This window comes from Pseudobutyrivibrio sp. 49 (assembly GCF_900100545.1).
Taxonomy (GTDB): domain Bacteria; phylum Bacillota; class Clostridia; order Lachnospirales; family Lachnospiraceae; genus Pseudobutyrivibrio.
The window spans coordinates 43,130-68,140 of sequence record NZ_FNDP01000012.1 but is presented as its reverse complement, the minus strand read 5'-3'; the positions used below and the strand labels follow the sequence as shown (position 1 = coordinate 68,140).

The 25,011-nt window shown below is 38.6% G+C and carries 19 protein-coding genes; 1 reads left to right on the top strand and 18 read right to left on the bottom strand.

Annotation, left to right across the window (positions count from 1 at the left end):
- Positions 1-8 precede the first annotated feature (8 nt).
- Positions 9-1,061 (bottom strand): ABC transporter substrate-binding protein, encoded by a 1,053-nt coding sequence (locus BLP54_RS10890; RefSeq protein WP_090169560.1) that lies wholly within the window; start codon positions 1,059-1,061, stop codon positions 9-11.
- Between the two features lie 305 nt (positions 1,062-1,366).
- Between BLP54_RS10890 and BLP54_RS16305 the strand changes: the two genes are divergently transcribed.
- Positions 1,367-3,229, top strand: a complete 1,863-nt coding sequence (locus BLP54_RS16305) for a glycoside hydrolase family 11 protein (protein WP_090169557.1) — start codon at positions 1,367-1,369, stop codon at positions 3,227-3,229.
- 101 nt (positions 3,230-3,330) lie between these two features.
- On the opposite strand, the gene BLP54_RS10880 is transcribed toward BLP54_RS16305, so the two are convergent.
- The 17 genes from BLP54_RS10880 to BLP54_RS10800 all read right to left on the bottom strand — a co-directional run bounded on the left by BLP54_RS10880 (position 3,331) and on the right by BLP54_RS10800 (position 24,749).
- Positions 3,331-3,858 carry a hypothetical protein gene (locus tag BLP54_RS10880; protein ID WP_090169554.1) on the bottom strand — a complete coding sequence of 176 codons (528 nt, stop codon included), beginning with the start codon at positions 3,856-3,858 and terminating at the stop codon, positions 3,331-3,333.
- Between the two features lie 24 nt (positions 3,859-3,882).
- The gene (locus BLP54_RS10875; RefSeq protein ID WP_090169552.1) at positions 3,883-4,179 is read right to left on the bottom strand and encodes a WXG100 family type VII secretion target; all 297 of its coding nucleotides are present in this window, start codon (positions 4,177-4,179) and stop codon (positions 3,883-3,885) included.
- Between the two features lie 33 nt (positions 4,180-4,212).
- A complete protein-coding gene (locus BLP54_RS10870; RefSeq protein ID WP_090169550.1) occupies positions 4,213-4,497 on the bottom strand; it encodes a WXG100 family type VII secretion target in 285 nt (94 codons plus the stop codon).
- Between the two features lie 17 nt (positions 4,498-4,514).
- The gene (locus tag BLP54_RS10865) at positions 4,515-5,810 is read right to left on the bottom strand and encodes a tetratricopeptide repeat protein (RefSeq protein WP_090169548.1); all 1,296 of its coding nucleotides are present in this window, start codon (positions 5,808-5,810) and stop codon (positions 4,515-4,517) included.
- Positions 5,811-5,884: 74 nt separating this feature from the next.
- Positions 5,885-6,517, bottom strand: coding sequence for a hypothetical protein (locus BLP54_RS10860; RefSeq protein WP_090169546.1), 633 nt, complete (start codon positions 6,515-6,517; stop codon positions 5,885-5,887).
- A gap of 27 nt (positions 6,518-6,544) precedes the next feature.
- Complete coding sequence (locus BLP54_RS10855; protein ID WP_090169544.1) at positions 6,545-8,104, bottom strand: hypothetical protein; 1,560 nt, start codon at positions 8,102-8,104, stop codon at positions 6,545-6,547.
- Between the two features lie 2 nt (positions 8,105-8,106).
- Complete coding sequence (locus BLP54_RS10850) at positions 8,107-8,586, bottom strand: hypothetical protein (protein ID WP_090169543.1); 480 nt, start codon at positions 8,584-8,586, stop codon at positions 8,107-8,109.
- Between the two features lie 17 nt (positions 8,587-8,603).
- On the bottom strand, positions 8,604-8,942 hold the full coding sequence (locus BLP54_RS10845) for a WXG100 family type VII secretion target (RefSeq protein WP_090169541.1): 339 nt from the start codon (positions 8,940-8,942) through the stop codon (positions 8,604-8,606).
- 2 nt (positions 8,943-8,944) lie between these two features.
- Entirely contained in the window at positions 8,945-13,474 is a 4,530-nt protein-coding gene (gene essC, locus BLP54_RS10840) for a type VII secretion protein EssC (protein WP_242870687.1), read from the bottom strand.
- A gap of 10 nt (positions 13,475-13,484) precedes the next feature.
- Positions 13,485-13,736 carry an EsaB/YukD family protein gene (locus BLP54_RS10835; protein ID WP_090169539.1) on the bottom strand — a complete coding sequence of 84 codons (252 nt, stop codon included), beginning with the start codon at positions 13,734-13,736 and terminating at the stop codon, positions 13,485-13,487.
- Between the two features lie 11 nt (positions 13,737-13,747).
- Entirely contained in the window at positions 13,748-14,806 is a 1,059-nt protein-coding gene (locus BLP54_RS10830) for an AAA family ATPase (protein ID WP_090169537.1), read from the bottom strand.
- 11 nt (positions 14,807-14,817) lie between these two features.
- Positions 14,818-15,645, bottom strand: a complete 828-nt coding sequence (locus BLP54_RS10825) for an FHA domain-containing protein (RefSeq protein ID WP_090169534.1) — start codon at positions 15,643-15,645, stop codon at positions 14,818-14,820.
- A 16-nt stretch (positions 15,646-15,661) separates the two neighbouring features.
- Positions 15,662-16,195 carry a hypothetical protein gene (locus tag BLP54_RS10820; RefSeq protein WP_090169532.1) on the bottom strand — a complete coding sequence of 178 codons (534 nt, stop codon included), beginning with the start codon at positions 16,193-16,195 and terminating at the stop codon, positions 15,662-15,664.
- A gap of 8 nt (positions 16,196-16,203) precedes the next feature.
- Positions 16,204-17,883, bottom strand: a complete 1,680-nt coding sequence (locus BLP54_RS10815) for a serine/threonine protein kinase (protein ID WP_090169531.1) — start codon at positions 17,881-17,883, stop codon at positions 16,204-16,206.
- A gap of 13 nt (positions 17,884-17,896) precedes the next feature.
- A complete protein-coding gene (locus BLP54_RS10810) occupies positions 17,897-18,688 on the bottom strand; it encodes a PP2C family protein-serine/threonine phosphatase (protein ID WP_090169529.1) in 792 nt (263 codons plus the stop codon).
- A 10-nt stretch (positions 18,689-18,698) separates the two neighbouring features.
- Positions 18,699-20,234 (bottom strand): FHA domain-containing protein, encoded by a 1,536-nt coding sequence (locus tag BLP54_RS10805; protein ID WP_090169527.1) that lies wholly within the window; start codon positions 20,232-20,234, stop codon positions 18,699-18,701.
- Positions 20,235-20,384: 150 nt separating this feature from the next.
- On the bottom strand, positions 20,385-24,749 hold the full coding sequence (locus BLP54_RS10800) for an Ig-like domain-containing protein (RefSeq protein WP_143002016.1): 4,365 nt from the start codon (positions 24,747-24,749) through the stop codon (positions 20,385-20,387).
- Positions 24,750-25,011 lie beyond the last annotated feature (262 nt).

Here is a 25,011-nt window from a genome sequence, read left to right as displayed (position 1 = left end):
CTAATAATTTATTTGAACTCCTTTGATGTCTGGATTTCAACGAAGCCATCGCACATATCGCGAAGCTTTTCGTAATCCAAATCAAGTGCTGCAGCAGTCTCTGTGTTAACAGTAGCTGTACCATTATCAAGAGTCTTAACAGCAAGTGTAGCTGGCTCCTTGCCATCCACTAAAATCTCTGCAACCATCTTTGCAGTCTCAGAACCAAGTGTTGCATAGTTTACACCATATCCAAGGTAAGCTCCATTGAGCGCAAAGGAATCAGCACCACAATAGTGAGGAATTCCAGCATCGATGAACTTCTCATAGATAGCAAGCTCAGCTGTCATGATGGTGTTGTCAGTTGGTGTGAATACTGCTCCAACCTTATCTGCACAAAGGGCATCTGCTGCCAGCATAACCTCATCGTTTGTTGTACCAGTCTTCTCAACAACCTCGATACCTGCATTCTCAAGGTATGCCTTAGCAGCCTTAATTGGAGCTGTTGAAGAATCCTGTGACTTATCGTAAAGAAGACCAACCTTCTGTAAATCTCTATCCTGCTCGAGCATTAAATCAAGAATAGCTTCTGTATTAAGAGCATCTGATGTACCAGTGATGTTGGCACCTGGTGCATCGTTTGAAGCTACAAGACCTGCGCCCTCTGGATCAGATACTGCTGCAAATACAACTGGAATCTGATTGTCCTCTGTAGCAGACTGGCAAATCATCGCTGTAGGTGTTGCGATTGGAACAAGTACATCTACCTCATCATTGATAAGCTCTGTAACAATCTGGTTGATAGTTGTGGAATCAGCCTGACCATTGTAGTAGTAATCCTTGTAGTTAAATGTTACACCCTTCTCCTCTGCGATAGCATCAAGCTCCTTCTCAAGATTGTCTACAATCTGATTAAGAGATGCATCATCAACATACTGAATAATACCAACCTTATATACCTTTCCATCAGCAGCTGTGTCAGCACCTGCGCCATTATCTTCTGCTTTCTTGCCGCCACATCCAGCGAAGCATGCTGCTGCCATGGTCATAATCATAAGCATTGAAATAATTTTCTTTTTCATAGTAGTCCTCCTCAATAACATTCCGTTCGACATAATCGTCCGACTAATGCATACATTTTACCATAACGCTTTAGCGAGTTAAAGTATAAATGTGATTTAATTTCGTCTAAAAAAATCTCATTTTTCTTTAGCTTTTTCTAAATTAATTTATTTTTGTGTAATATCCTTGTAATTTTTCTGAAACATTTATATAATCTTTCGGGTATTTAAGTATAATTTGTCCCGTTTTTGTGGCATATTCTACACTTAAAATAATTACATGGTTATAAACGAACGATGTATATGAAAAAGTGAGGAGGTAATTAGTGAAAAACAAATTAACAGCGGCGTTGTTGGCGATTGTTATGACAGCTGCGATGGTAGTTCCATCTATGACAGTTCATGCAGCTGACACAATCTACAACAATAAGACAGGTACCCAGGATGGGTATGACTATGAGTTATGGAAAGATTCGGGAAACACTAGCATGACTTTGAACGCTGGGGGAACGTTCGATTGTTCATGGAGCAACATTAACAATGCTCTTTTCCGAAAGGGTAAAAAATTCGATAGTACACAGACTTATCAGCAGATAGGAAATATTACCTTTGATTACGGCTGTGATTACAGACCTAACGGTAATTCTTATCTTTGTGTCTATGGCTGGACTGTAGACCCGCTTGTTGAGTATTACATCGTAGACAGTTGGGGAACATGGCGTCCACCAGGAGGAACACCAAAGGGTCAGATCCAGGTAGATGGCGGCACATATGATGTCTATGAAACAACTAGATACAACGCACCTTCTATTCAGGGTGACACTACATTTAAACAGTACTTTAGCGTTCGTACCTCTAAGAGAACCAGCGGTACAATTAGCGTATCAGAGCACTTTAAGGCTTGGGAAAACATGGGTATGAGATGCGGTAAGCTTTACGAAGCTGCATTGAATATCGAAGGATATCAGAGTAGCGGTTCTGCCAGCGTTTATAAGAACAACATGACAATCGGTGGTTCTTCTAGCAGTTCTGGCAACCAGGGCGGTAACCAAGGTGGAAACACTGGAAACCAGGGCGGTAACCAGGGTGGTTCTGGAAACTCTGGTAATACAGGAGCTTCTTCTGGCGCAACTGTAGTTCAGTGCGAAAACATGACAAAGAGTGGCCAGTACACTGGCAACATCTCTTCTCCTTTCAACGGAGTAGCCCTCTATGCTAATAATGACGCAGTTAAATATACACAGTACTTTGCTTCAGGCACACACGATTTCACACTTCGCGGATGCTCTAACAATAACAAGATGGCTCGCGTTGATTTGAAGATTGGTGGCCAGAACAAGGGTACTTTCTATTATGGAGATAACTACCCAGCAGAGTACACAATCAAGAATGTAAGCCACGGTACTGGTAATCAGACTGTAGAGCTTGTGGTTACTGCTGATGATGGTCAGTGGGATGCTTATCTTGATTATCTTGCAATTGGTGGAGCAGGAGCTGGTGCCGGCGCAGGTGCTGCAGCAGGAACTGGAAACAGCAGCTCTTCTAATACAGGAAACAATCAGAATACAAACACAACAAACCAGAAGCTTATTGCACTTACATTTGATGATGGTCCTTCCAGCACTACAAGTCAGGTTCTTGATGTTCTTGAAAAGTATGGTGTTAAGGCTACATTCTTCCTTATTGGCCAGAATGTTAACTCAAACACAAGAGCTATCATGCAGCGTCAGGTAAACATGGGCTGCGAGCTTGCATGCCACTCATACACACACGAGGACATGACAAGAATGAATGCTTCCCAGATCAAAAATCAGATTGACTGGACAGCATCAGCTATCAAGAACACTGTAGGCGTAGATGTTAAATTTTTCAGACCTCCATACATTGCTGTAAACAACACAATGTATCAGAATATTGACCTTCCTTTCATTCAGGGAAGCATGCACAACGACTGGGAGTCAAGCACATCAGCTTCTCAGAGAGTAAACTCAGTTCTTAGCTCAGCTAAGGATGGAGATATTATTCTCCTTCACGATTTCCAGGGCAACAGCCAGACTGTAGATGCACTTCCACAGATTATTGAAGGTCTTAAAAATCAGGGTTACACCTTCGTAACTGTTAGCGAGTTATTTGAAAAGAAGGGTGTAAATCCTAACGTAGAATATAAGATTTGGTCAAATGTAAAATAAAATGGATTGAATGATTATAAGTTTATAACCATGTAAAAAAATGGGAACCTCTTCTTCGTCGAGAGGTTCCCTTAGATTTTATCTCTAAATAACAGAGCTTACTAATCAATTACATCATCCACTTTATTTATCTTGAGAGAGGTAATCTCTTCAACTGAATTGATAATATCAGAAATACCTTCCTGAATGTAAACAACCCAGTCATTCACTGATTCCTGACTCTTTTGAGCTGGGATACTTTTTTGAATGTTTCCAACAAATCTCAATGCGCTAAGTTCTTCACTATATTCAACAGCTGAAACACCGTCAACTGGAATTTCAACCTTAACGGAAGCCTGTTCACCTTTATAAGCAGTATTAATATAGTCTATTACTATTAGCTTGTCTGAAATAGTCATCTCTGCCAAAGTATGCTGATATCCTTCTGAAAATCTTGCAAAAAGACTTTTTACAATGCAATAAGCCATAACAAGTGTAAGACATCTGTACCAGCTAAATCCTTCAATCCAGGTCTGGAATAGAACGATTAGTGTGTACATGACAAAGACACCTCTGTAGAGGATCTTTATAAAGGATTGTCCTTTGGTAAGTGGAATATATATTTTGCTATTGATAGTATAATTAGTCATTTAAAATCTCTTTCTCTGGAAATATTAGCCCTTGAAAGCGTTAGCAACTTCCTGGTCAGCCTGCTCGATTGCATCAGCTGCACCGTTCATCTGTGAAGCTATTCCTTCGATAATCTGTGGCATTGTCTCGTGTAACATTGGATACATATCGCTTAAGAATGACTCTACGAACTGGCTCTGTGCAGCACCTTCCCAGTTTCCTGTAACTTCGTCAACCTTTGACTTTAACTCGCTAACCTCGCTGTTGATAGCCTCCTGCTTCTGCTGTAAGAAGTTAGCAGCCTCTCTTAATTCTTCTGGTGTGATTCTAATCTGTCCCATTTTTTGTTCCTCCTAAAAATAAAAAATAATAATTTATAAATTTAATCGACCAGCTTCATCGTAAATATCCTGATATTTTGTTTTTGCAGTATTAAGATTAGTCTGCATATGTTGAAGTACTACAATATAATCTGACATATTCTTAACCCACTGATCGTCAAATTTCTCAAAAAACTTATCGCCTGCATCAGACTTCCACGACTTTCGCAGCTCAGTAATAGCTGTTTCTAAATCGACTTTTAATTCATCCATATCTAGTTCATGTTGGTAATATTGGTCTTTTGCAGTTTGAATTGCTTCATTGTCAATATAAAGCATTTTGCCCTCCACTACTTTTATAAGTTAGCCTGTATACTAAGGTATTTGTTGTTCTCTTCTTCTGCTTCCTTTGTTCTTCCTAAATCATTAAGGATTGCAGCGCGAAGTGCATGTGTTTCTGGCAACTGGTCTGCTACTGTGACAAGATAGTCAGTTAACTCAAGTGCCTTATCAAATTTATTAATCTCTCTTAAACACATTATTCTAAATGCATATGCGTCAACGTTTGATGGATTCTCCAATGTTACGCTTCTGTAATAGTCAATTGCATCATTAAACATCTGGTCAACACCTTCTGTTTTTCCCATCTGCTTGAGAGCGTAAGGCTCATAATAATGTGCTGCTAAAGAATAATAATCCTGTCCTTCAGCTTCTTTTAAATGCTTGGCTGCTTCGATTGCCTTTTCATATGCTTTCTGGCTAACGTAGCAGTTCATAAGAAGATATGATTCCTCAAAATCATTAACATTATTCTCTAAAGCGATTTGTCTTGCACTTTCAAGATGCTCAACAACCTTTCCCATATCTTCCTTAGCTGAATAGATACGAGACTTCTGCATCTCCATACCGTGAAGTATCTCTGGAGTAGTTTCCATCTCTTCTTTTATCTGATCAATGTAAGCCAAAGCAGCGTCAAGATCTCCCTTGGCAACCATAAGTGAAGCCTTATCCAAAGCAAACTCTGTATCCTTAGGGAAAAGAGTCATTGCTTCTTCAATTACCTTTGCAGCATCATCATATTTCTTCTGGTCAACCAAAAGTAAATATTTCATATGATAACCTTCAAAAGCATCTGGATTAGATAAAATCAGCTCATCCAATGCGAACAAGGCTTCCTTTTCCATCTTGTTATTAACAAGAGTTCTAACTTTTCTAATTCTTATATCAGCTCTTGTTGGGTCTTTTAAGATGGCTTTTGAATAATTTCTTAATGCAAGCTCATCATTTCCATCTTCCTCATGCATAAGACCAAGGCTGTAATATACCTGTGCATCATCAAAACCATAAGCAATTGCATTATTAAAGTATTCAATACCCTGTGCTCTGTTGCCTATAAGGATCTCGATATTGCCCATATGGAACAATGCCAAACCATTATCTTTCTTTAGCTTAAGTACCTTTTCAAATTCAGCTTTTGCTTCGTCAAAACGGCTTAAGTTGGCAAGAACAATACCTCTTGTAAGGTAAAGCTCTTCATCCATGTTCTCTTCTTTCTCAGCTTTATCTAAATAAGTTAAAGCCTCCTCATACTTCTCAGCACCAAGTAATGACTTGGCCTGAATCATGTATTCATTAAAATCTGCTTTTGACATATATAAAACCTCTCTTTCTCAAAAGCATTTTTGTAAACCTCTTAAATATCCTAAGGATAAACCTGTAAAGCTTCTTAGGTTTCAGAATATCTCTCCTCGGCTACTGCTTTGATTAACTTCATGATTTCAGCTTCACTTTTGGTATCATCTACTGCAATGAAAAACTGCTCTATATTTTTGTATGATGTTGAGTAAGCTGGATACTGGCTGTTAACCTGCTTGGCTGCATAATTCTCATATGGTGTGATAGTAGCTGAACCTACTATTGTTAGCATTTTAGAAGCCTTATCTAAATGCACTGATTCGATATAATCATGGTGAATATTGTATTCAAGCATTGACTCAGCCTGGTCTCCTTTTCTATGCCAGGTATGAATAATGCTGTCTTCTGTAATTTCAATGCTTTCGTAGTCAATATTCACAGTGTTCCATAGTAAATCCTTAAATGTCTTGTCCTTGATTAACAATCCGATTAAGAAAGGAATTAATCCAAAAATTACTGAACCGCCAAGAAATTCTATTAACACTTCCACTTCAAACGAATCTGTAAGAACTATATACATAACAGGCAATGCTAAAAAGGCGATAATCGCAAGTAAAAAGAATATATCTGCTACTACTGTCTTCCATTTGTAATCCGGGAAATTCTTTATAAAAATCTTCTGGTAATATTTTTTGTTTTTTTGATTAATATAATATTTATTCATCTTTTTCCTCTAATAACTGGTGTCGCTTTAGTCAAAACATAAATCGTAAGCTACACTATTTTTAATTATTTTTTCAGCTTTTCCCTTTAGTTTTACAACCTTATCAGCTGGTTTCTTTAAACCATCGAAACCAATTGCCTCCTGGAAATTACTAATAATAGTCTCCTTGAATTTGTATTTGCCAACAGAGATTTTTTCAATAGTTTCATATGTATTCTTGACAGTGTTAATGCCTTTTCCTAATGTTTTGGAATTCTTAATTAAATCTCCACTGCTTGTAAACTTCTTGACGCTTGATATTGTGTCATTAATATGTTTGAAGCTCTTTACGTCATTAGTAAATTCGCAAATCTTTAACTTATATCCACCGCTAACTGTATATTTTAATGACTTCCAGTCATATACTAGATTTTCTTTAAAGTTCTTACATAAAAGTGTACGAAGGCCGATTTGTCCGTTTGAATCATACCAGCCAGCCAGTCTACGAGCTTCACATGTGAATGAGCTGGCATCATCATAAACTTTTTCATTTCTTAGTACCTGTCGTGCTCCGTGAAGGAATGAATTAAGTGTTATTTCTGTTTTTGCAATATGAGTTTCTTTATCAATATCGCGTATTAATTCCAATCCGTTGGCAGTTTTTACTCTCTTCCACTTAGTAACTGACATATACTTTAATAAGCCATGTTCTTTGTTGAAGGCTCTCTGGATACATTCAATATTTGCCTTGAAGTCAAAATTCTTAATTGTGCCAACTATGTCGATGGCATCACACACAAATTCAACTGTATCGATTAAATCAGCACCACAATCCGAGATTAAATTAAGATACTTATTATGATGATTTCTGCTTCTAAATACATCACTCAATTTATCCATCTTGCCATATCGCTTAGCCCATAACGGATCACCAGATTCTGCCGATTTCCATGCCTTATAGGACGTTATAACATTAACTATTCCATTTATGGCGGCTATAACTGCACCAATAAATCCTGCTATAGCAATTATTCCAATCTCTGCTGGCCATGCTGCTATTGCCAGGAGAATCAACGCTATTGCACCTGCTATAGCTCCCCAGAATGCTAGCTTTTCACGACCACCCTGTAAGTAATACCATTCCTGTATTGCCTCTTGAATGGATTTGATTTTATCAAAGACCTTTTGGAACATGGTTCCAATAAAATCAAATACAGGGCAAAAATTCTTCATACTTGTTAGGAAATTGATAAAGGCTGCCTTGACAGAATTTATCTTTAAATTTTCGTGTGCTGAAAGAAAGCTTTTCTGTTCATTTACTATGGCTGTCTTTACTTCCTTGTCTATTCTCTTTGCATTTTCCGAGAATGTATGAATCTGATTAGCGTAATCGTTGTATCTTTCCTTTTTTTTGTTTAGCACAGCAACCTTTGCATCAATATAGTATTGAGCTGATGTAAGTGCTGAAGAACTTCCTCCGGTAACAGAACCACATTTAGTACCTGTCTTTGTCAGACCAGAAATGTAGTTATCTATTTTGTCTACCACAGATCTGGCGTGTTTTTCAGTGTGTGCTAATTCCGAGTAATTAATTATTAATGCTGACATTATTAACCCCTTTTTGAAGCTGCCGCTAATTCAGCTTCCCTTTGTCTTCTGGCTTCCTCTTCAAGCCTTCTTTTTTCTGCCGCTATTGCAGCTTCTGTAGTGCGAATAGATGAGTTTACACTATCCAGTTCACGTCTCAACTGTTCTAACTTATCAGTAGTGTTTTTTATTTCTGTAGTAAGATTTGTCACACATGAAGATAAGTTACTGTCACCTGCACTATCCTGCTCATATAAGCTCTTGTTAGTAAAAAGAATTTTGTATACTGTCTCTGGACCATCCAGACCATCATGAAATGTTCTGTCGATTCCATCTGCTGAACTGTTAACATCAGTATAGTTTCTACTGACAAATGATATTAAATTCTTTTTTATCGCCTCTACTTCAGATAACCTTTTTTTGTTTATCCCAATAGCGTATTCTAGTTCTCTTTTTCTAGAATTGAGATGAGAGAGCTGAGCATATAATTCTGATAATCCCATTTTGTCTCCTCGTAGTCTTATTTATAAGTTAATGATTTTGCGTATGTATCATCTGTAGTTTCATATTCTGCCTGGGCTGATATTAATGCATCTCTCAGGTCGTATAAGATATCACCTATATCCTTCAATTGAAGAAAAATAACATTGTAATCTTTTTCAAACTGAGTTCGGCCTTCACCTTTCCAGTTTTCCAGAAGAGTACTAGTTGTAGTTTTGATTCCTTCGATTATATCGTTGTAGGTGGTGACCCCTTTAGAAAACTTTTCAATCGCTGCACCAAAGGCTTTTGAATCAAGATACTCGAGGTTTCCTTCTGAATTATCATTCCCCCATGCTTTTGTGCCTTTTTCTGCCATAATTATTCTCCATCATAAACAATTTTAATTTTTGAAATATCCTGCCCCTTAATGACATATGCATCGCCGGTCTCAATAGGTTTCTTAAACTGTCTTGCAGCTCCAGTTGGAATATCAGTATTCTTAATAGCACCAATATCTTCCATTGCTATCATCATGTTGAATTCCTTTGTCTGCTTAAGCATTTCTGAAGCGCCAAATCCACCTGATGCATTTTCTACATCTGAGAATACAAATAACAACTTCATGTTTTTGTATGTCTTAACGATTCGCTTATATGTCTCAACTGCCGCTTTGCTTATTCCATCAGTGGCAAATATCTCTTTGTTGTGAACCATAACCATAAGAAGTGGCTCATTATTAATAGCATCGAATCCCAATGTCTTAACCATATCCATTCTTCTTATGAGCTCTGCTTCGATTTCTTCAAGGATTAGTTCGAAGTCATTTAAATCAACTGTATATTTTTCAACTACTCCCATCGAAGAAAGGTTCTTAAGCTTCTGCTCAAATCCATCAATTACATATACCTTCGACTCAAAGTTGAAGATATTTCTCTGGAGGTAATTTACAATGTACCTTGCAAGAGATGCCTTTCCATAACCCTTTCGTCCGGTAATACCCATTGTGTATGTATTAAGAAGATCCAGCTCCACAAAATCAACGCTGTCATAATCAATACCAACAGGAAGGATATAATTTCCGTTACCAAAGTAATTTTCCTTAACATACTCTGTATTAAGAACATTAGGAACCTCTGGAATTCTAACTGCTCTTTCATTAGGATTATTGCAGTTGCTAACTGTAATAAATTCTTTAATCTTCTGGACTCTGTCGATTTCCTTCTCTCCTTCAAAAGCAAGGTAAGTCTGGAGCTCATATATTGTCTTATCAATAGAATATAAGCATCGACCAGGAACGTTTTTAGGTGACATACGACATCTGTCAAATACAGTGCTATACTCATCACTCTGGTTACAGTAAAGGCAAATTCTGTTAGCAAAATTGCTCATGTACTTGTAACTAATTCCAGAAGTCTGGATGGATGTAAAAATAAGACTAATTCCTAAAGCTACACCCTCACGGCAAATATTGATAATGTCATCTTCATATTCACCATAGAGCTCCTTAAGTGCAAGGAAGTTATCAACCATGATGATAATCTGAGGAATGTCTGTATTTCCCGCCTCTTTGTATGAAGAGAATGATGTAATACCCATGGCTGCAAAAACTTCTTTTCTTCGTGCCATTTCCTTACAAATCATTCTGATAAAGTTTTTAAGCTTTTCATCATCAGCTGCTGATATTACGCCACCTACATGATTCAAATCCGCAAATACATTAAGTGCCATGGATGCGAAATCCAAAATGTACATATTGACCTCAGATGGTCTGTAATTTGTAGCTATGGCTCTTATAATCATCTGTAAAAGATTTGTCTTGCCATACTGAGATGAACCAATAATGATTGTGTTGCCAGTTGAAATATTAAGCTGGGCAACTCCCTGATACTGATTATCTGGGTCATCATAAATACCAAGGTCTACAACAACATCGATATTACTATGAGACTTCTCTGAATCCGTATATACGATAGTTTCTTCCAATGGTGGAAGGCATATTCCAGGAAGTCGGTTAATATTGTTTTCCTCACAGTATTCTGCAATGTAATTTGTAATTGCATCAAGCTGTGTCTCAGCCTCATCATTAGACTTGCTCTTTTGGCGTGTGTATACAGGAGTATGCTTGCCCGCCAAATCCAACGAATATACTGTAAATGGCTTCTGCTGTGCACTTGCATCAAATGTGGCAGGTGCTCCACTGTAGGCAGACTGGAATAATTCGAATATCTCGTTATTACCAACCTGTAAGTAAGCACGACCAGGCTCTTTGATTTCGGCCGCAACAGGAGTCTTTAATACTTCATTACTATCCTCTTTATTCTGAACCTTCAAACAAAGCTTAAACTTTGAGTTTGACCAAATCTGTGCATCAACTACACCGCTTGGCTTCTGTGTCGCAAGAATAAGATGAACACCGAGGCTTCGACCAATACGAGCCGCAGAAATAAGCTCCTTCATAAACTCTGGCTGATCCATTTTAAGCTCCGCGAACTCATCAACTATAAGAATAAGATGTGGAAGCGGAATCTTTGCCTCACCCTTCTTAAAAAGCTTGATGTAAGCATCAATGTGGTTTACATCGTGCTCTGCAAATAGTGCCTGTCTCTTTCTAAGCTCGGCCTTAATTGATGAAAGAGATCTGTCAATCTCTCGACCATCAATATTTGTAATAGCACCAATCAAATGTGGAAGTTTTTTAAACTGATTTACCATACCACCACCCTTGAAATCGATGATTACAAATCCAACATCATATGGATGGAAAAGTGTAGCCATTGAAAGAATGTATGACTGCAGGATTTCTGATTTACCAGAACCTGTTGTTCCCGCAACAAGACCATGAGGACCATGCTGCTTTTCATTTAAGTCGAGGCTTACCACCTGACTCTTTGACTTCACACCAAGAGGTGCTGCCATGGATTTATATACCTGGGATTCATCCCAATTCTTTGTTAAATTGATATCCTCAACATTAAGGATATTCATAAGCTCGAAAAGTGTAATATTCTTTGTAAGTGAACCTTCAAGGCTTACCTCCTCACAGTACACTGGAGCAAGCTTATTTGAAATAAATGCTGCATCGCCTGTATTGACAACCTCGTACTCAAAACGAGCAACATTGTTTTTATCTTCTGTATCAGTAACAATACCGCGTGTGCCTTCAAGCTGAACCACACTGTTACATCCACTTGGAAGAAGCTCCTTATGTTCCTCAAAGAAGATAAATGAAACACCAACCATATTTGCGTACTCTATGTATTTTGAGATAGGGTGATTCTTAATTCCATTATCTCTATATACCATGATTACGTAATTTGGATGTGTCTGCTCAGACGCCTCCCTGCTTGATAACTCCTTATATAAAAAGTCGAAAAGAATACTTCTGCTATCTGAGTCATATACTATGTTTCTCATGTTAAGCTGTTCATTCTTTACATGAGGTAAAAATCTAAGCCACTTAAAGTCCTCAACATCCTCTTCATCCAAAACATAGAAAAGTTTGGTATCTGTGTAATACTGTCTTACTGCCAGGTCAGTTGTAAGTGTTTTGATGAAGGTGTTAAGGTCGGCTCTGCTACCAATTACACCAACTGCATTGTTCTTTTTTAGGTCGAGTGTAATAGGAACATTATGAACATCCCTGTACTGTGCCTGAAGCTCTGTAGGAACCTTCAGAAGCTCATCAGTGCAGTTTAATTCTTCCTTCTTTTTGATGCTTAATTTCTGAACAGCCTCCTTGTTACCATTTCCCAAACGAACTACTAAATAGTCTTCATCCTTTGTAGTTCTGTCGAACAACGAATCAGAAAAATCCCTTACAAAAGCTTTCTCTTTTTCGATTGAGTAATAGGTATCATTGAGCATTTTTGCTTCATTACATCTGCACTCTTCGATGTAGACCTTTTTATTCTCAATGTATTCAGTGTAGCTGGCTAATCGCTCTTCTGTATCAGTCTTATATTTTTTTCGGGCATTTATAATTCCGATTACAGATGTGACAATACCAATAGTCATTGAAATAGCACTAATCCATACATATGCTCCGCCACCATTTCCCATAAGGCCACGCAACACTACTGTTACAGCAAGCATTAGAATGGCTGGAAGAAGCTGAAGAACAATGTTTCCTTCTGGCTTCTGAGGTGCCTCAGGTGGATCAAGAATCTCAATCTCATCCTCTGGGAGAACAGATTTAAATCGTGGGTTTCTGTTAAATTTAGGATACTTTAATTCGTTTGTATCTAAAGAAACTTTTTTGCTGGAAACTGAATTAAGATTAACAACCTTTTCAGAATCACAATAAAGCAAATCTCCCTTTAAGCACATTCCAAAAGATGCAAAGGATACAAAATCATTCTCTGACAAAACTGTTGGTGAATTGATTTTAATCCCATCAACACGTACACCATACTTGGTATTTCTGTCAGTAACCACATATCCTTTATTGGTCTTTTCAATGATTATGCTGTCATTACCAATATAATCGTCATTAATTCTTACATGACAATCACCACTGCCACCGATACATACAGACTGCTGATTTGATAAGTCGATAGCCAAATCATATTTTTTCTTTTCATAGTCAAAATCAATTAACAGCTCTATATTAAAAAGCTCAATTCCTGAACTCTGGTAGCATATCGATGCATTATCACCATGAGAAAACTCTTTTGTGAGAAGCTTTCTTGAATCCCCCTGACTAATATAAAGATTATCTGAGCAAATCAAGGCCCAGTTATCCTTTTTAGTTAGGACCAACTCAAACTCTTCAAAGAAATATTCTTTGTTAAGTCGAACATCATTCTCGATACCTGTTCCAACACGTATTGTCTGAATGTCAGGGGATATCTCTATTTCCTTATAAAAACTTTTACCTGATAAAATAATCCTATATCTATTAGATTCCATCTTGTATAACCTATTCAGTAAAGTTAATTACTGTACCATTTCTAACACCAAATTCAGAAAGCCTTTTGCTTCCCTTCAGCAGAGCAAATGGATTCTCTGCCTTTAAATAACATTTTTTCTGATCTGATATATCTATTCCAAGGGAATATGCTGTGTTTAGTGCCACTACCAAATCGTTTGCTGTAATATCAACTGGAATCTCCAAATCTGCTGTTTCGTTGTTACTTAAATTGTTAAAGATAACTACTACTTTATTATCCATTTCAAATCACCTTACATCGTTAAAAATGCTACTTTTCTGAGACTGTTATTCATAGCCAGCTCGCTAGGCTTAATGAATGAATTTGTTTCAATTTCAGCGATATATTCAGTAATACCAAACTTTGGTACAACCTCTGTTGCAAGCAATGCATTGAATGAATCCTTGTCAAAACGATTACATACAAATATGTATTTCTCAGAATTCACTCCATTTACATTTGCAACAAAATGATTTGTTGCATTTACTGAATTTACTGACTGGTCTGTCACAACAATAACTTTGTCTGCAGCATCTATCATATTGAGCTTCTCTTCATCAAACATTGAATCTGCATCAATGATAATGAAGTCATAATCTCTGTTTTTCTTGGCAGATAACGCGATTTTCAGGAAAACTGAATAATCGATTCCAATAGATGGAAGTGCTGCCTTAAACTCTGGAAGATAGTCGAATATGTTCTGACGTATTTCCTTTTTTATATCTAGATAAACATTCTCTGTAGGGTTATACAAAGATGAATACATCTCTATTCCCGTAATTGGACTTTCGTTATCAAGAAGATACTGGAAATTCTGAAGCATACTTGCATTAATATACAAAACACGCTGGTACCCTTCTGCAAGACTGGCAGCAATTCCCATTGCCACTGTAGTCTTACCAACCCCACCGCATGCAGATGTAACAAGTATCACCTGTGTTTCCTTCTTCTCTACTACGCCTGTAGCAAGCTCCTTGGAACTCTTTGCCACGATTTCGCTAAAGATTTCCATGATACTTGTGTATTTGTAAAGACGATTGATACTTAAATCGCCTGTAGCTCCATCATCCATATGCTCTGACATCAAAAATACGTTTTTGATGTCATGACGCTTAATTGATTGGTTATATAAATCTTCTGAAACAATAAGAACTTCAGCATTTCGAGGCATTGAAAAATAATCTTCAAAATACTGTCTGTCTGTAATAATCTCTAAATCTATATTGTTGAAGTAATCAGTAATAAATTTGTACTGAAGCGGTGCAATATAATTAATATCTGTATCCGCAATTATTACCTTTGGATTTGCCATATTACACCCCTTTAATTCACTCTAAATTCACTATTTGCAAGGCGTACAATGTCTCCCTGCTGTAATGGCTGCTTTTGTCCCATCTCAACTCTGACATTATTTACAAAAGTACCATTTGCACTTCCCTCATCCATAATGAAGAATGTGCCGTTTTGCTTTATCACACGACAATGACGGCGGCTTATGGCGCTGTTAAAATCAATGACCTTATCAACCAAATCTGCTTTCTTACCAATCAGCACATCATCCTCTGTAATACGGATTTCAAATGGATAAGGTGCATCACAGGCTGTGAGCTTCATTGCTCCCAAAAGATTGCCTGTGTTACCGCTAACATATACTTGCTGTGGTACCACTGGAATGTCGGCCATATCAAAATCAGGAGATATTTCGTTGATAATGTTATTAAGATGTTCCTCAAACTCTGTCATTGTGGAAAACAATTTTTCACTAACAGGTACATAAACCATCTTTACCTTCATGGTGTTCGGATCAACAAAAATCTTTTCTTTATCGAGCACCATGCTCTGACATGAAAGAAAACCATTTGTCTTTACCTTTGTGATGCATGACAAGATTTCTGCCACAATGGTATTGGCATTTTCTAAAGAAAGGCCAGGCAACATTCCTGCTAATGTACGGTAGTCGTTACCGAGATAGCACAAATCAACCAATCCATTTCTTGTAATCTTCATGCACTTAACAAATATGTCATTGCTCTGACTCTGTAATACCTTGTAGTCTGTATCAACAAAAGTCGCATCACCTGTGATGATGTACTCGAAGTTGTTGCCACTAGCAATTTCCTTAATAATTCCCCTGTCAATTAATGCGTTCATTGTGTATTCCTAAAACCTAAATATTCATGTTACTTCCTGTAATCTTGATATCATCTTCCATTTGGAAAATATCATTTATTCCAGTAAGTACTGTTGTTTCATCACTGTCTAAAACAGTTGTCTCGTCACAGCCCAGTACTGTTGTTTCATCACAGCCTAATACTGTTGTCTCGTCACTGTTCAACACTGTAGTGTCATCTCCATTGCTTAGTAGGGTTGTCTCTTCGTCTGCAAGGAGTGTTGTAGCATCCTCTTCGGCATTATTCAATGCACTTGAAATGCTTATTGCTGCATTTTTATTAAGATTATCTGAGCTGCCCCAGCTAAGTGTTGCCTTAGCTCTTTTTCTTTCTCCAGAAGCTGCACGACTCATCTCTTTATTCATTCCCATTCCTGTCAGAACTCTGAAAGAATGTGGGATATTGAATACTATAAAGATAACAATTGATGCTATAAACAGTGCTATTGCTACCACAAGCAAAATGATTGCTATACCCTGAAAAAGCTGGGTCTGTTCTGTAATTGTTTCTACGTTTGTTTGTAAATTCATAAATCTACCTACTCTAACATTGAAATAGTCTGCTTTGCCTTTTCAATATTTGTGGCAAGCTCCTGCTCCAATTCAACAACACGCTCTGATTTTTCAGAAGCGCTATCAATATCTTCTTTAACGTGCTTTTCTATGTTCATCAGCTGAAGCTGCATATCTGATGTAGACACACCTGCCTTCTTAAACTGATTAGCACTTACACAAATCTGAGATGCCATCTCCTTATAGATTGCAAGTGCTGTGTTGGCATTATCGGACTCGGTGATATTACCTTTACAAAGGGCTACTAAGTCATCCCAATAGTTCTTATATGTAACCTCGCTGTCACCTGTCTTATCAACAGCACCTAAGTTCACATAGTATTCTGCAATAGCTCCAAGACGCTTAGCACGTTCCATCTGGTTAGGGTTAAGATTGCCTTCTGCTGCCTTTTTAAACCAATAAGCTGACTGCTGCTTGTTACCCTCACCCTCGTAGCTGTAGTAGTAAGCAAGACCAAGTCTGTAAGCAAAAAGACTGTAGCTATCAGCATCCTGAGCAAGAATCTGCTCGTAAGTGTTCTTTCCACTTGTTCTGATAAGAATCTCACGAAGCTCCGCTGCCTCATCTGCTGAGAAGTTCTCATCTGCAAGATAAACATTATCAATCAGGTTGATGTAGGAATCTACCTGTGATGGATATACCGCGATGGAATTAATCAGCGCTTCCTTTGAATCCGCTGCTGTAACACCACGGCTGGCATCCTCTAAAAGCTTGTCATGATTTACCTGCTGCACGTGCTTAGCATAGCTGTAGCATGATAAGGAACCAATTCCTGATGCAATGGCAAGGAAAGCTGTGGTAAGGAAAATACCTAGCTTTACCCTTTCCTTTCTACGGTAGGTCTCATCCAGCTCATCATAATGCTCAAGGGCATAAAGCACCTCATTACAACTCTGGTAACGTTTCTCTGGATCGAGCTGAGTACACTTTGCGATAATCTGCTCTAATCCCTTTGAAAGAGACTCGTTCCAATAACGTATATTTCTGATTTCGTATGGAGGCTCACTAGGATTCATCCCTGTGACGAGATGATACATAGTAGTGCCAAGGCAATAGATATCTGTTCTGGCATCTGTCTGTCCACGACCGCCGAACTGCTCTGGTGCTGCATAGCCTCTGGTACCGAGACATGTAGTATCCTCAAGATTCTCCTCCTTATACTGTCTGGCTGTACCAAAATCGATAAGGACTATAGTACCGTCTGGCTTAAGCATGATATTGCCCGGCTTTAAATCTCTGTAGATGATAGGTGGATTCTGCGAATGCAAATATCCGAGCACATCACAAAGCTGCTTTGCCCACTCAATAACATATTCCTGTGGCTGAGGGCCAAGCTCATTAACAGCCTTGCTAAGTGTATTACCTTCCACGTAGTCCATAACGATAAGGATTGAATCCTCATGATCGATGATATCTACGATGCTAGGAAGGTTTGGGTGGGAAAGATTCTTAAGCATCTCTGTCTCTGTCTTGATGCTGGCCATATTGATTTCTGACGCAGCTGCTGCATCCTTACGGATTTCTTTGACAGCCCACTGCTTATTGGCTCTTTCGTTCATGGCCAAATAAACAACGCTCATTCCACCCTGGCCAATTTTATTTAATATCTTGTATTTATTATCAATTACTGATCCAATTTCTAACATATAACTCTAAATCTTAAATGGAGATAATAAGACCTGAAATATTGTCTGTCTCTCCACGCTTCATAACCATTTCGGTCAACTTCTTAATACCGTTACGTTGTGGGGCGATGCCCATAATCTCTTTTTCTACAAGCTTTCGCCAAAGTCCATCTGAACATAATAGGAAATTCATATTGTTCTCTATTTTTCCTGTGAAGAAATCTGGCGAAACACTTTCCGAAGCACCTATGCACTGTAAAAGCACGCTTTTCTTATCGCTTGCCAGTGCCTCCGCCTCTGTCATACGGCCAAGCTCCAGCTGCTGCTGAACGTAGCTGTGATCGTGAGATACCTGAGCAAGCTGCTTTTTATTGAAGCGATATGCTCTGGAATCTCCGACATTCATAGTCATGTATTCTTCTCCGACTATGATGATTGCTACAACAGTTGTACCTAAGCGAATGCCGTTCTCATTTCCGTAAACCTTGAGCCTGTCATTCATTTCTGTGACAACCTTTTTCCACTGCCCCTCTACCTTTGTAAGGAGATGACCTGTAGAACTAATATCAGCTGTTCCCTTCAATGGCTCAGTTATATTTCTATCTAAAAGTAACTGTGGAAGCTCTGTTTTGAACCAAGTGTCCATCCTGTTAACAAAGGCTGAACTTGCTACTTCTCCACATGACAAACCTCCCATGCCATCACAGAGAACACCCATGCAGATATTCCCATAGCCTGCGGCCTTTGCCTGTTTTATTAACAAAGCATCCTGATTAACACTTTTTTTGGTGCCTATATCTGAATAGGCATCTACTTTAAAACCCATAATTTATTTCCTATGCAAGATACTCGAACTCTTCATTTGAAAGCTTGATAATATCTCCATTATTTAAAAGTACGGCACGCTCGCTCTCAAGCTTTGTTCCATTGATGAAAGTACCGTTTGTTGAATTGCAATCCTGAATGTAAGCACCATTTCTTCCGCTTGTAATCATGGCGTGCTTTCTACTGATTGAGCTGTTCTTTTCGATGCAGTAATCAGCATGTAAAGCGTCCTTACCGATAACGAAATCTGACTTAGAAAGGGAAATCTTCTCAGATGTTCTCTTTCTAACAAGAGTTCCAAGATTCTGTGGTACGTTAAGCTCCTCGCTAAGTAATGATGTCTCGCCATCGTTTGAAGGTACTGCACTAAGAATTGTAGTCTCATCACTTGCAGCTGTCTTAGGCTGAGCCATGTTTAACATATTGCGCTGTGGAGTCTTTGATGCAGTCATCTTTACTGAACTCTTAGGTGTAGTATCCATATCGAAAACTGGACCGTTGTATACCTTCTTTTCCTTCTTTGGCTTTGCACTATCACTCTTATCTCTATTTACAAAGAAAAGAATGAGACCTGCCACACCACATACAACGACGAATACAGCTACAAGGCTGATTACAACTATCATTGTCTCTGAAATGCCCTTGTTAGACTTTGCTGCTGGAGTAGCTACTGGCTGTTTAAATTTAGCTTTAGCCTCAACAGTCTCCTCATCCTCTACTTCGTCCTTTGGAACACTGTTTACCTGAGAGTAAGATACTCCAAGTCCATCTAAAATCTTTGCAATCTTTGTAGAATCTAAAGCACAGCTGTTCTCACCGTCATGCATTGGTAAATTCATTCCGATGACATATCCGTTCTGATCTACAAGTGGACCACCATAATTATTTAAATCTGTAGCAGCATCACTCTCTACTACCTGAACACCCTCGAACATGCCAAGGCTCTTAATCTCACCGTAAGACATCTGAACCTGCTGATCAGAGTAATACTGTGTCTCTGACTCATATGAAACCATCTCTGGAAGACCTAATGCATATACAGCATCCTCTTCACCATATGGAAGATTATTTACGTCATATTTCTTGTTTGTGAGAAGCTTAAGTGGTGTTCTTGTGTAAATAGGCTGTGGAAGCTGAAGCACTACCATATCAAGCTCGTTGCTAGATGTAAGTACAGAAGCGTTTAATACAACGTCCCCCTCGATAACTACCTCTGTAGCAATTCTAAGGTTGATAGAAGTATCGTTGCCGCTAACTAATCCATAGTACTGGCATGCTGCACCTAATGTCTCCTGATCAGGGCTAACAATGTGCTTGCTTGTAATAACATACTCAGTGCCTTCTGCATCACCGATGATGAATCCTGCACCACCGATAACAAGACGCTTTTCTGAATTCTCATCTACGATAACTGTGTTTACCTGAACAACGCCCTGCTTAGCTGTCTCTGCATCTACGACACTGTCTACTGCTGCAACAGGTGTTACTGGTGCTAAGGCAATCCCCATAGCAACGAGGAATGTACAAAGTCTCTTTAATAATTTCATTTTTTTCTCCTACTCTTCCTTTTTATTTCATAACATTATTAATAATCTCAGCTAATAACTGAAGGCTCAGCTATTGGTTCAAATTATTAAATAATTGCTACCGCCCACAGTCAGAATATCTGACCGTGAGCAGTAACAAAAATATTTTAATTAGTGCTTTTTCTTCTTATAAACAGTAGCTCCTGCTAAACCAAAAGCTGCAATAATAAGAATGATTCCTGCTACAAGAGTCTTAGATGATCTAAGAGCAGATGCAACTGCTGGAATACCTGCATCAAGCTTAGCTGTAGGTGTGAGGTTGTCCTCAAGTAATAACTCCTCAGCCTTAACTGATACAAGAAGGTTGTTGTACTCAAGCTTTGCAACGTTGCCTGCAACGTCTGTACACTTGATTGTTACCTTCTGGTAATCATCCTTTGTAGGAATAGTAAGTACTGCTGTACCACCATTCTCATTGAGCTCTGCAGCTGTGAAGCTAGCAAGCTTCTCGTCATTTAAGAATACCTTCATATCTGTTACACCGATTGTGTCTGTTACGTTTACTGAGAAGTCGTGGCTCTCCTCTTCGTAGATTCCACCATCCTCAAGACCTGAAACGATAACACTTGGTGCTGTCTTATCAAGAAGGAACTCAATCTCAGCATCCTTTGACTGATTACTCTGCTTGTTAGAAGCTCTGTCCTCAGAGAATACTGTTACTGAGTAAATACCGTCCTTTTTGAAGTTTGCCTTGCCAACGTTGTAGCTGATTGAATGCCATCCGTTAGAGTTTGTAGTGTCATTTGTTGTAAATGAGGCCCCCTCTCTAAGCTCCTTAACGCTACCGTCGAAAGCTACTGAAACTTCCTTCTTTGTAAGGCTATCTACGTTAATCTCCGTGATAACAACATCCTGTGGCTTTGTTACATAGTAACCATCAACCATAGCCTTTGTTGCATCGCTAAGAACGAAGATAGAACCAAATCTGTTAAGTGAATACTTAACTGATTTCTCTACTGTATTACCAGCAAGGTCGGTAAGCTTAACTGACAATGTGTAAAGGTCGTCATTCTGCTTCTCATGTGCCATATCAGCAAATGAGTATGTAAATGTCTCTGTACCATTTGTCTTTGAAATGCTTGGTGTAACCTTTCCGTTGTTTGAACCAACAAGGGAAATCTCTGTACAAGCATCTGTAAGGTTAGCGTCCTTAGAAACAACTACAGGAGCAACCTTGCCATTGTTTGCTGACATATCCTCAACACCAGAAATCTCAATCTCTGGAAGAGTCATATCAATTACGAACTCGTCTGAAATGAACTTCTCTGAAACATTACCAGCCATATCCTTGCAAACGAGTGTGAAGCCATAGCGACCATCCTTATCGAAGTCGATATGTGTTGTGTTCCTAGTACCCTTATTTGAGTATGTCTGAAGACCTGGAAGAACACTTAAGTCACCGTTAACTCTCTCGTATGTTACACGGTCAGCTGTGAAGTTCTTCTCTGTGAATGTAATCTCAGCCTTACGTGCAGCCTTGAAGTAGTTGCCGTTTAATGCGTTGTTATTGTTAAACTCAACATTAATCTCTGGAACAGTTTTATCAATTACGAACTCAGCGTTGTAATTCTTGTCATGTCCCTCAGTGAATGTAAACTCGTTACCTGCCTTATCAGCAAAGGTAAGCTCACCAATTGAGTAAATACCGTCCTTATCGAATACGATAGAACCCTTGTACTTACCATCAGCTCCAGTCATCTCGTTAACTGTAGCCTTACCATCTTTTTCATTAAGCTTTACATAGCTCATGTTAGCTTCTTTGCTATCGATGTTTCTATCCTCGAAAACAAATGTAGCTGTTCTATCAGCCTTGTAATACTTCTGGTGTTCTTCATCAGGAGTATTATTATCGAATGTAATCTTTAATGTAGGAGCTGTCTTATCGATTACGAACTCAGCGTTGTAATCCTTCTCGCTACCTTCAGCAAATACAAACTTGTTACCAGCCTTATCAACTAATGTAATATCACCAATTGAGTAGAAACCATCGTTGTCAAATACGATTGAGCCCTCGTACTTACCGTTTGAGCCCTTCATCTCATTAACAGTAGCTTTGCCTTCCTTTTCGTTAAGCTTTACAAAGCTCATGCTAGCTTCCTTCTCATCGATGTACTTATCAGTGAAAACGAATGTAGCTGTTCTGTTTGCTTTATAGTACTTTTCGTTCTTAGCATTATGATTATCAAAGGTAATCTTAAGAACTGGAGCAGTCTTATCAATGATGAATTCGTCCTGATCCTTAATCTCTGTACAGTTTCCAGCTAAATCGTAGATTTTACCGATAACTGTATGCTCACCTTCTTCTTTAACAACAAGCTCTACTGTATCAGCATCCTCTGCTAAGTTTGCCTGCTTGCCTGATACTTCGATGAAGGATTCCTGGCTAAGATATAAATCAGAAACCTTTACTGAAACTTTTACGTCCTCGTTATAGAACTTTCCGTTTAATCTCTCTGCCTTTGATGTGTAAACTGGCTTCTCATATTTTGGAGCAGTTGTATCGATAACGAACTCTTTCTGGTTCTTAATCTCTGTGCTATTTCCTGCTAAATCATAGATAGTACCAGTAACTGTGTGTACGCCTTCTTTATCTGTGCAAAGGCTAATGCTCTTTGCATCATTCTGTAAGAATGACTTTGCGCCAGATACTTCAATGTATGAGCATGTGCTAAGATGAGCGTCATCAACCTTAACTGTAGACTCTACAGCCTTGTTGAAGAACTTGCCATTTAATCTCTTAGCCTCTGACTTGTACTCAGCATCTTTATATGTAGGTGCTGTATTATCAATATATGTATGAATATCTACTGAGTGGTACTTATATCCCTGTACCTCAAAGTTTACTCTGTAAAGGTGCTCGCCATCCTTATCAGCTGGAACAACACCCTTGATTGTATTTTCATATACAATGTCGTAAATAGGGATGATAAATAAGAAGTGACCAACTACTACCTTCTTAGGCTTAGATTCAACTGTTGCCTTTACCTTAGCAGTAGAAAGTGCCTTTCCGTTAGCATCTACCTCTTCGATTGTAGCTGTATCAGCCTTTACAGGAGCTGCAGTTCTGCCTGAATAAGTGATTGTTAAATCATCCTTATTAACATTCTTTGAGTACCATGTCTTGTTGATATCACACGCGTTAAGCTCCCAGCCATTTCCGCCAGTAACCTTGCTAGTGAAATCAGCTACAGCGCAATCTTCACTTACATTTCTAAGAATGTAGTTGAGAGCCTTGTGATCATTACCAGTTCTCTGTACATCGCTTCTGCTGCCATCCTTAAGCTTCTCTCCGAGAGAATACTCAACCTCGACACCAGAGATATATGCTGTGCTGCTATATGTTTCTGCTGATTTCCAGTTAAATACAGCAACGCCCTTTGAAAAGGAAGTTGGCTCTAACTTGATATATTCTGTGTTCTTATTTGATGTAACACAAAGTGTTGCCCAAAGTGCAGATTTAACATCCTCGAGCTTCTCGTCATTGAGAGCTTCGATTGTAGCTGTAACCTTAACCTGCATCTGACCATCAAAGATTACACAGTCGATATCCTCATCGTATGTGCCAGCACCGCCAGATACTAATGTTCCTTCAGCGTCAATAGTTGGCTTAGATTCTCTGCAATCCTCGAAGTTTAAACAGCCCTCTTTATCGCAACGCTTAAGCTTCTCATTTCCTTCTACAGAAACGAAATTACAATTCTCTATATAGTGGAAATCATTTTCGCATACTGCGCACTTACCAGATACCACGTGGTTATGAGACTCTTTGCTTTTATATGAAAGCTCTTCGCTTGAGCATTCTACGTACTGTGTTTCTTTCTGCTCGTGGCACACTGTACATGCTCTAGACTCGATGTGATAATATCTTCCATTTCTGCAAGTATTATCGAAGCATGAATCATATTTGAAGTCGCCTTCAAAGGTGCATTGCTGGCGATTGTCGTACTTTACCTCTGAACAATATTTACATTTGTAAACATCCTCATGATAATGAACGCCATCTCTCCAAGTGAAGGTATGTAACTCGTCCTGCTTCTCCCATGTGTGGTTGCCCCAGAAGCAGTCCCATTCATGAGCCTTACGCTCTTCCTCTTCTTTTTTCTTCTTCTCTTCCTCTTCCTTTTTCTTCTCTTCCTCAGTCTTTTCTGTCTTAGACTTATTGGTCTTGCTCTCTGTGAGCATAGAAGCTAAATCAAGAGTGTCTGAAGTTTCATCATCAGAGAGATCTAAAGAAACTGTTCTCTCAGATGAATCTGAATCTGTATTTTCTTCTGTTGTAGTATTACTGTTGTTGTCTTCTGTGATGTCTGTACCAGAAACGGTATTGTTAAGATTATTGCTAGAATTACTTGATGATGTACTACTTAAACTATCTGTATTACCTGTTTCGCTTACTACTTCTTCTTGTGAAGGCTCGCCTTCACTGACCGTATCGGCGTATACGGCGGTGTTACTAAATAACAATGCCGAAAGCATCGTCAACGCCACTAGCCGTCTTAACGTGGCGATTTTGAAGTGCCTTTTCAATATCATTTTCCCTTTCTCAATACTTCGTGACAAATTATACGAAAAGCTCAATTGTGTGTCATTTCCGCATATAGGACATACTTTTTTCACAAATTTATCACAAATGATAATTTATCATGATTATCTAAGAGGGTCAATCCGACTTTCTTGCCAAAAAACGTGTTTTATTGCCATGAGTTTTCTACATAAGAATCACACAAAAAAGGAGATG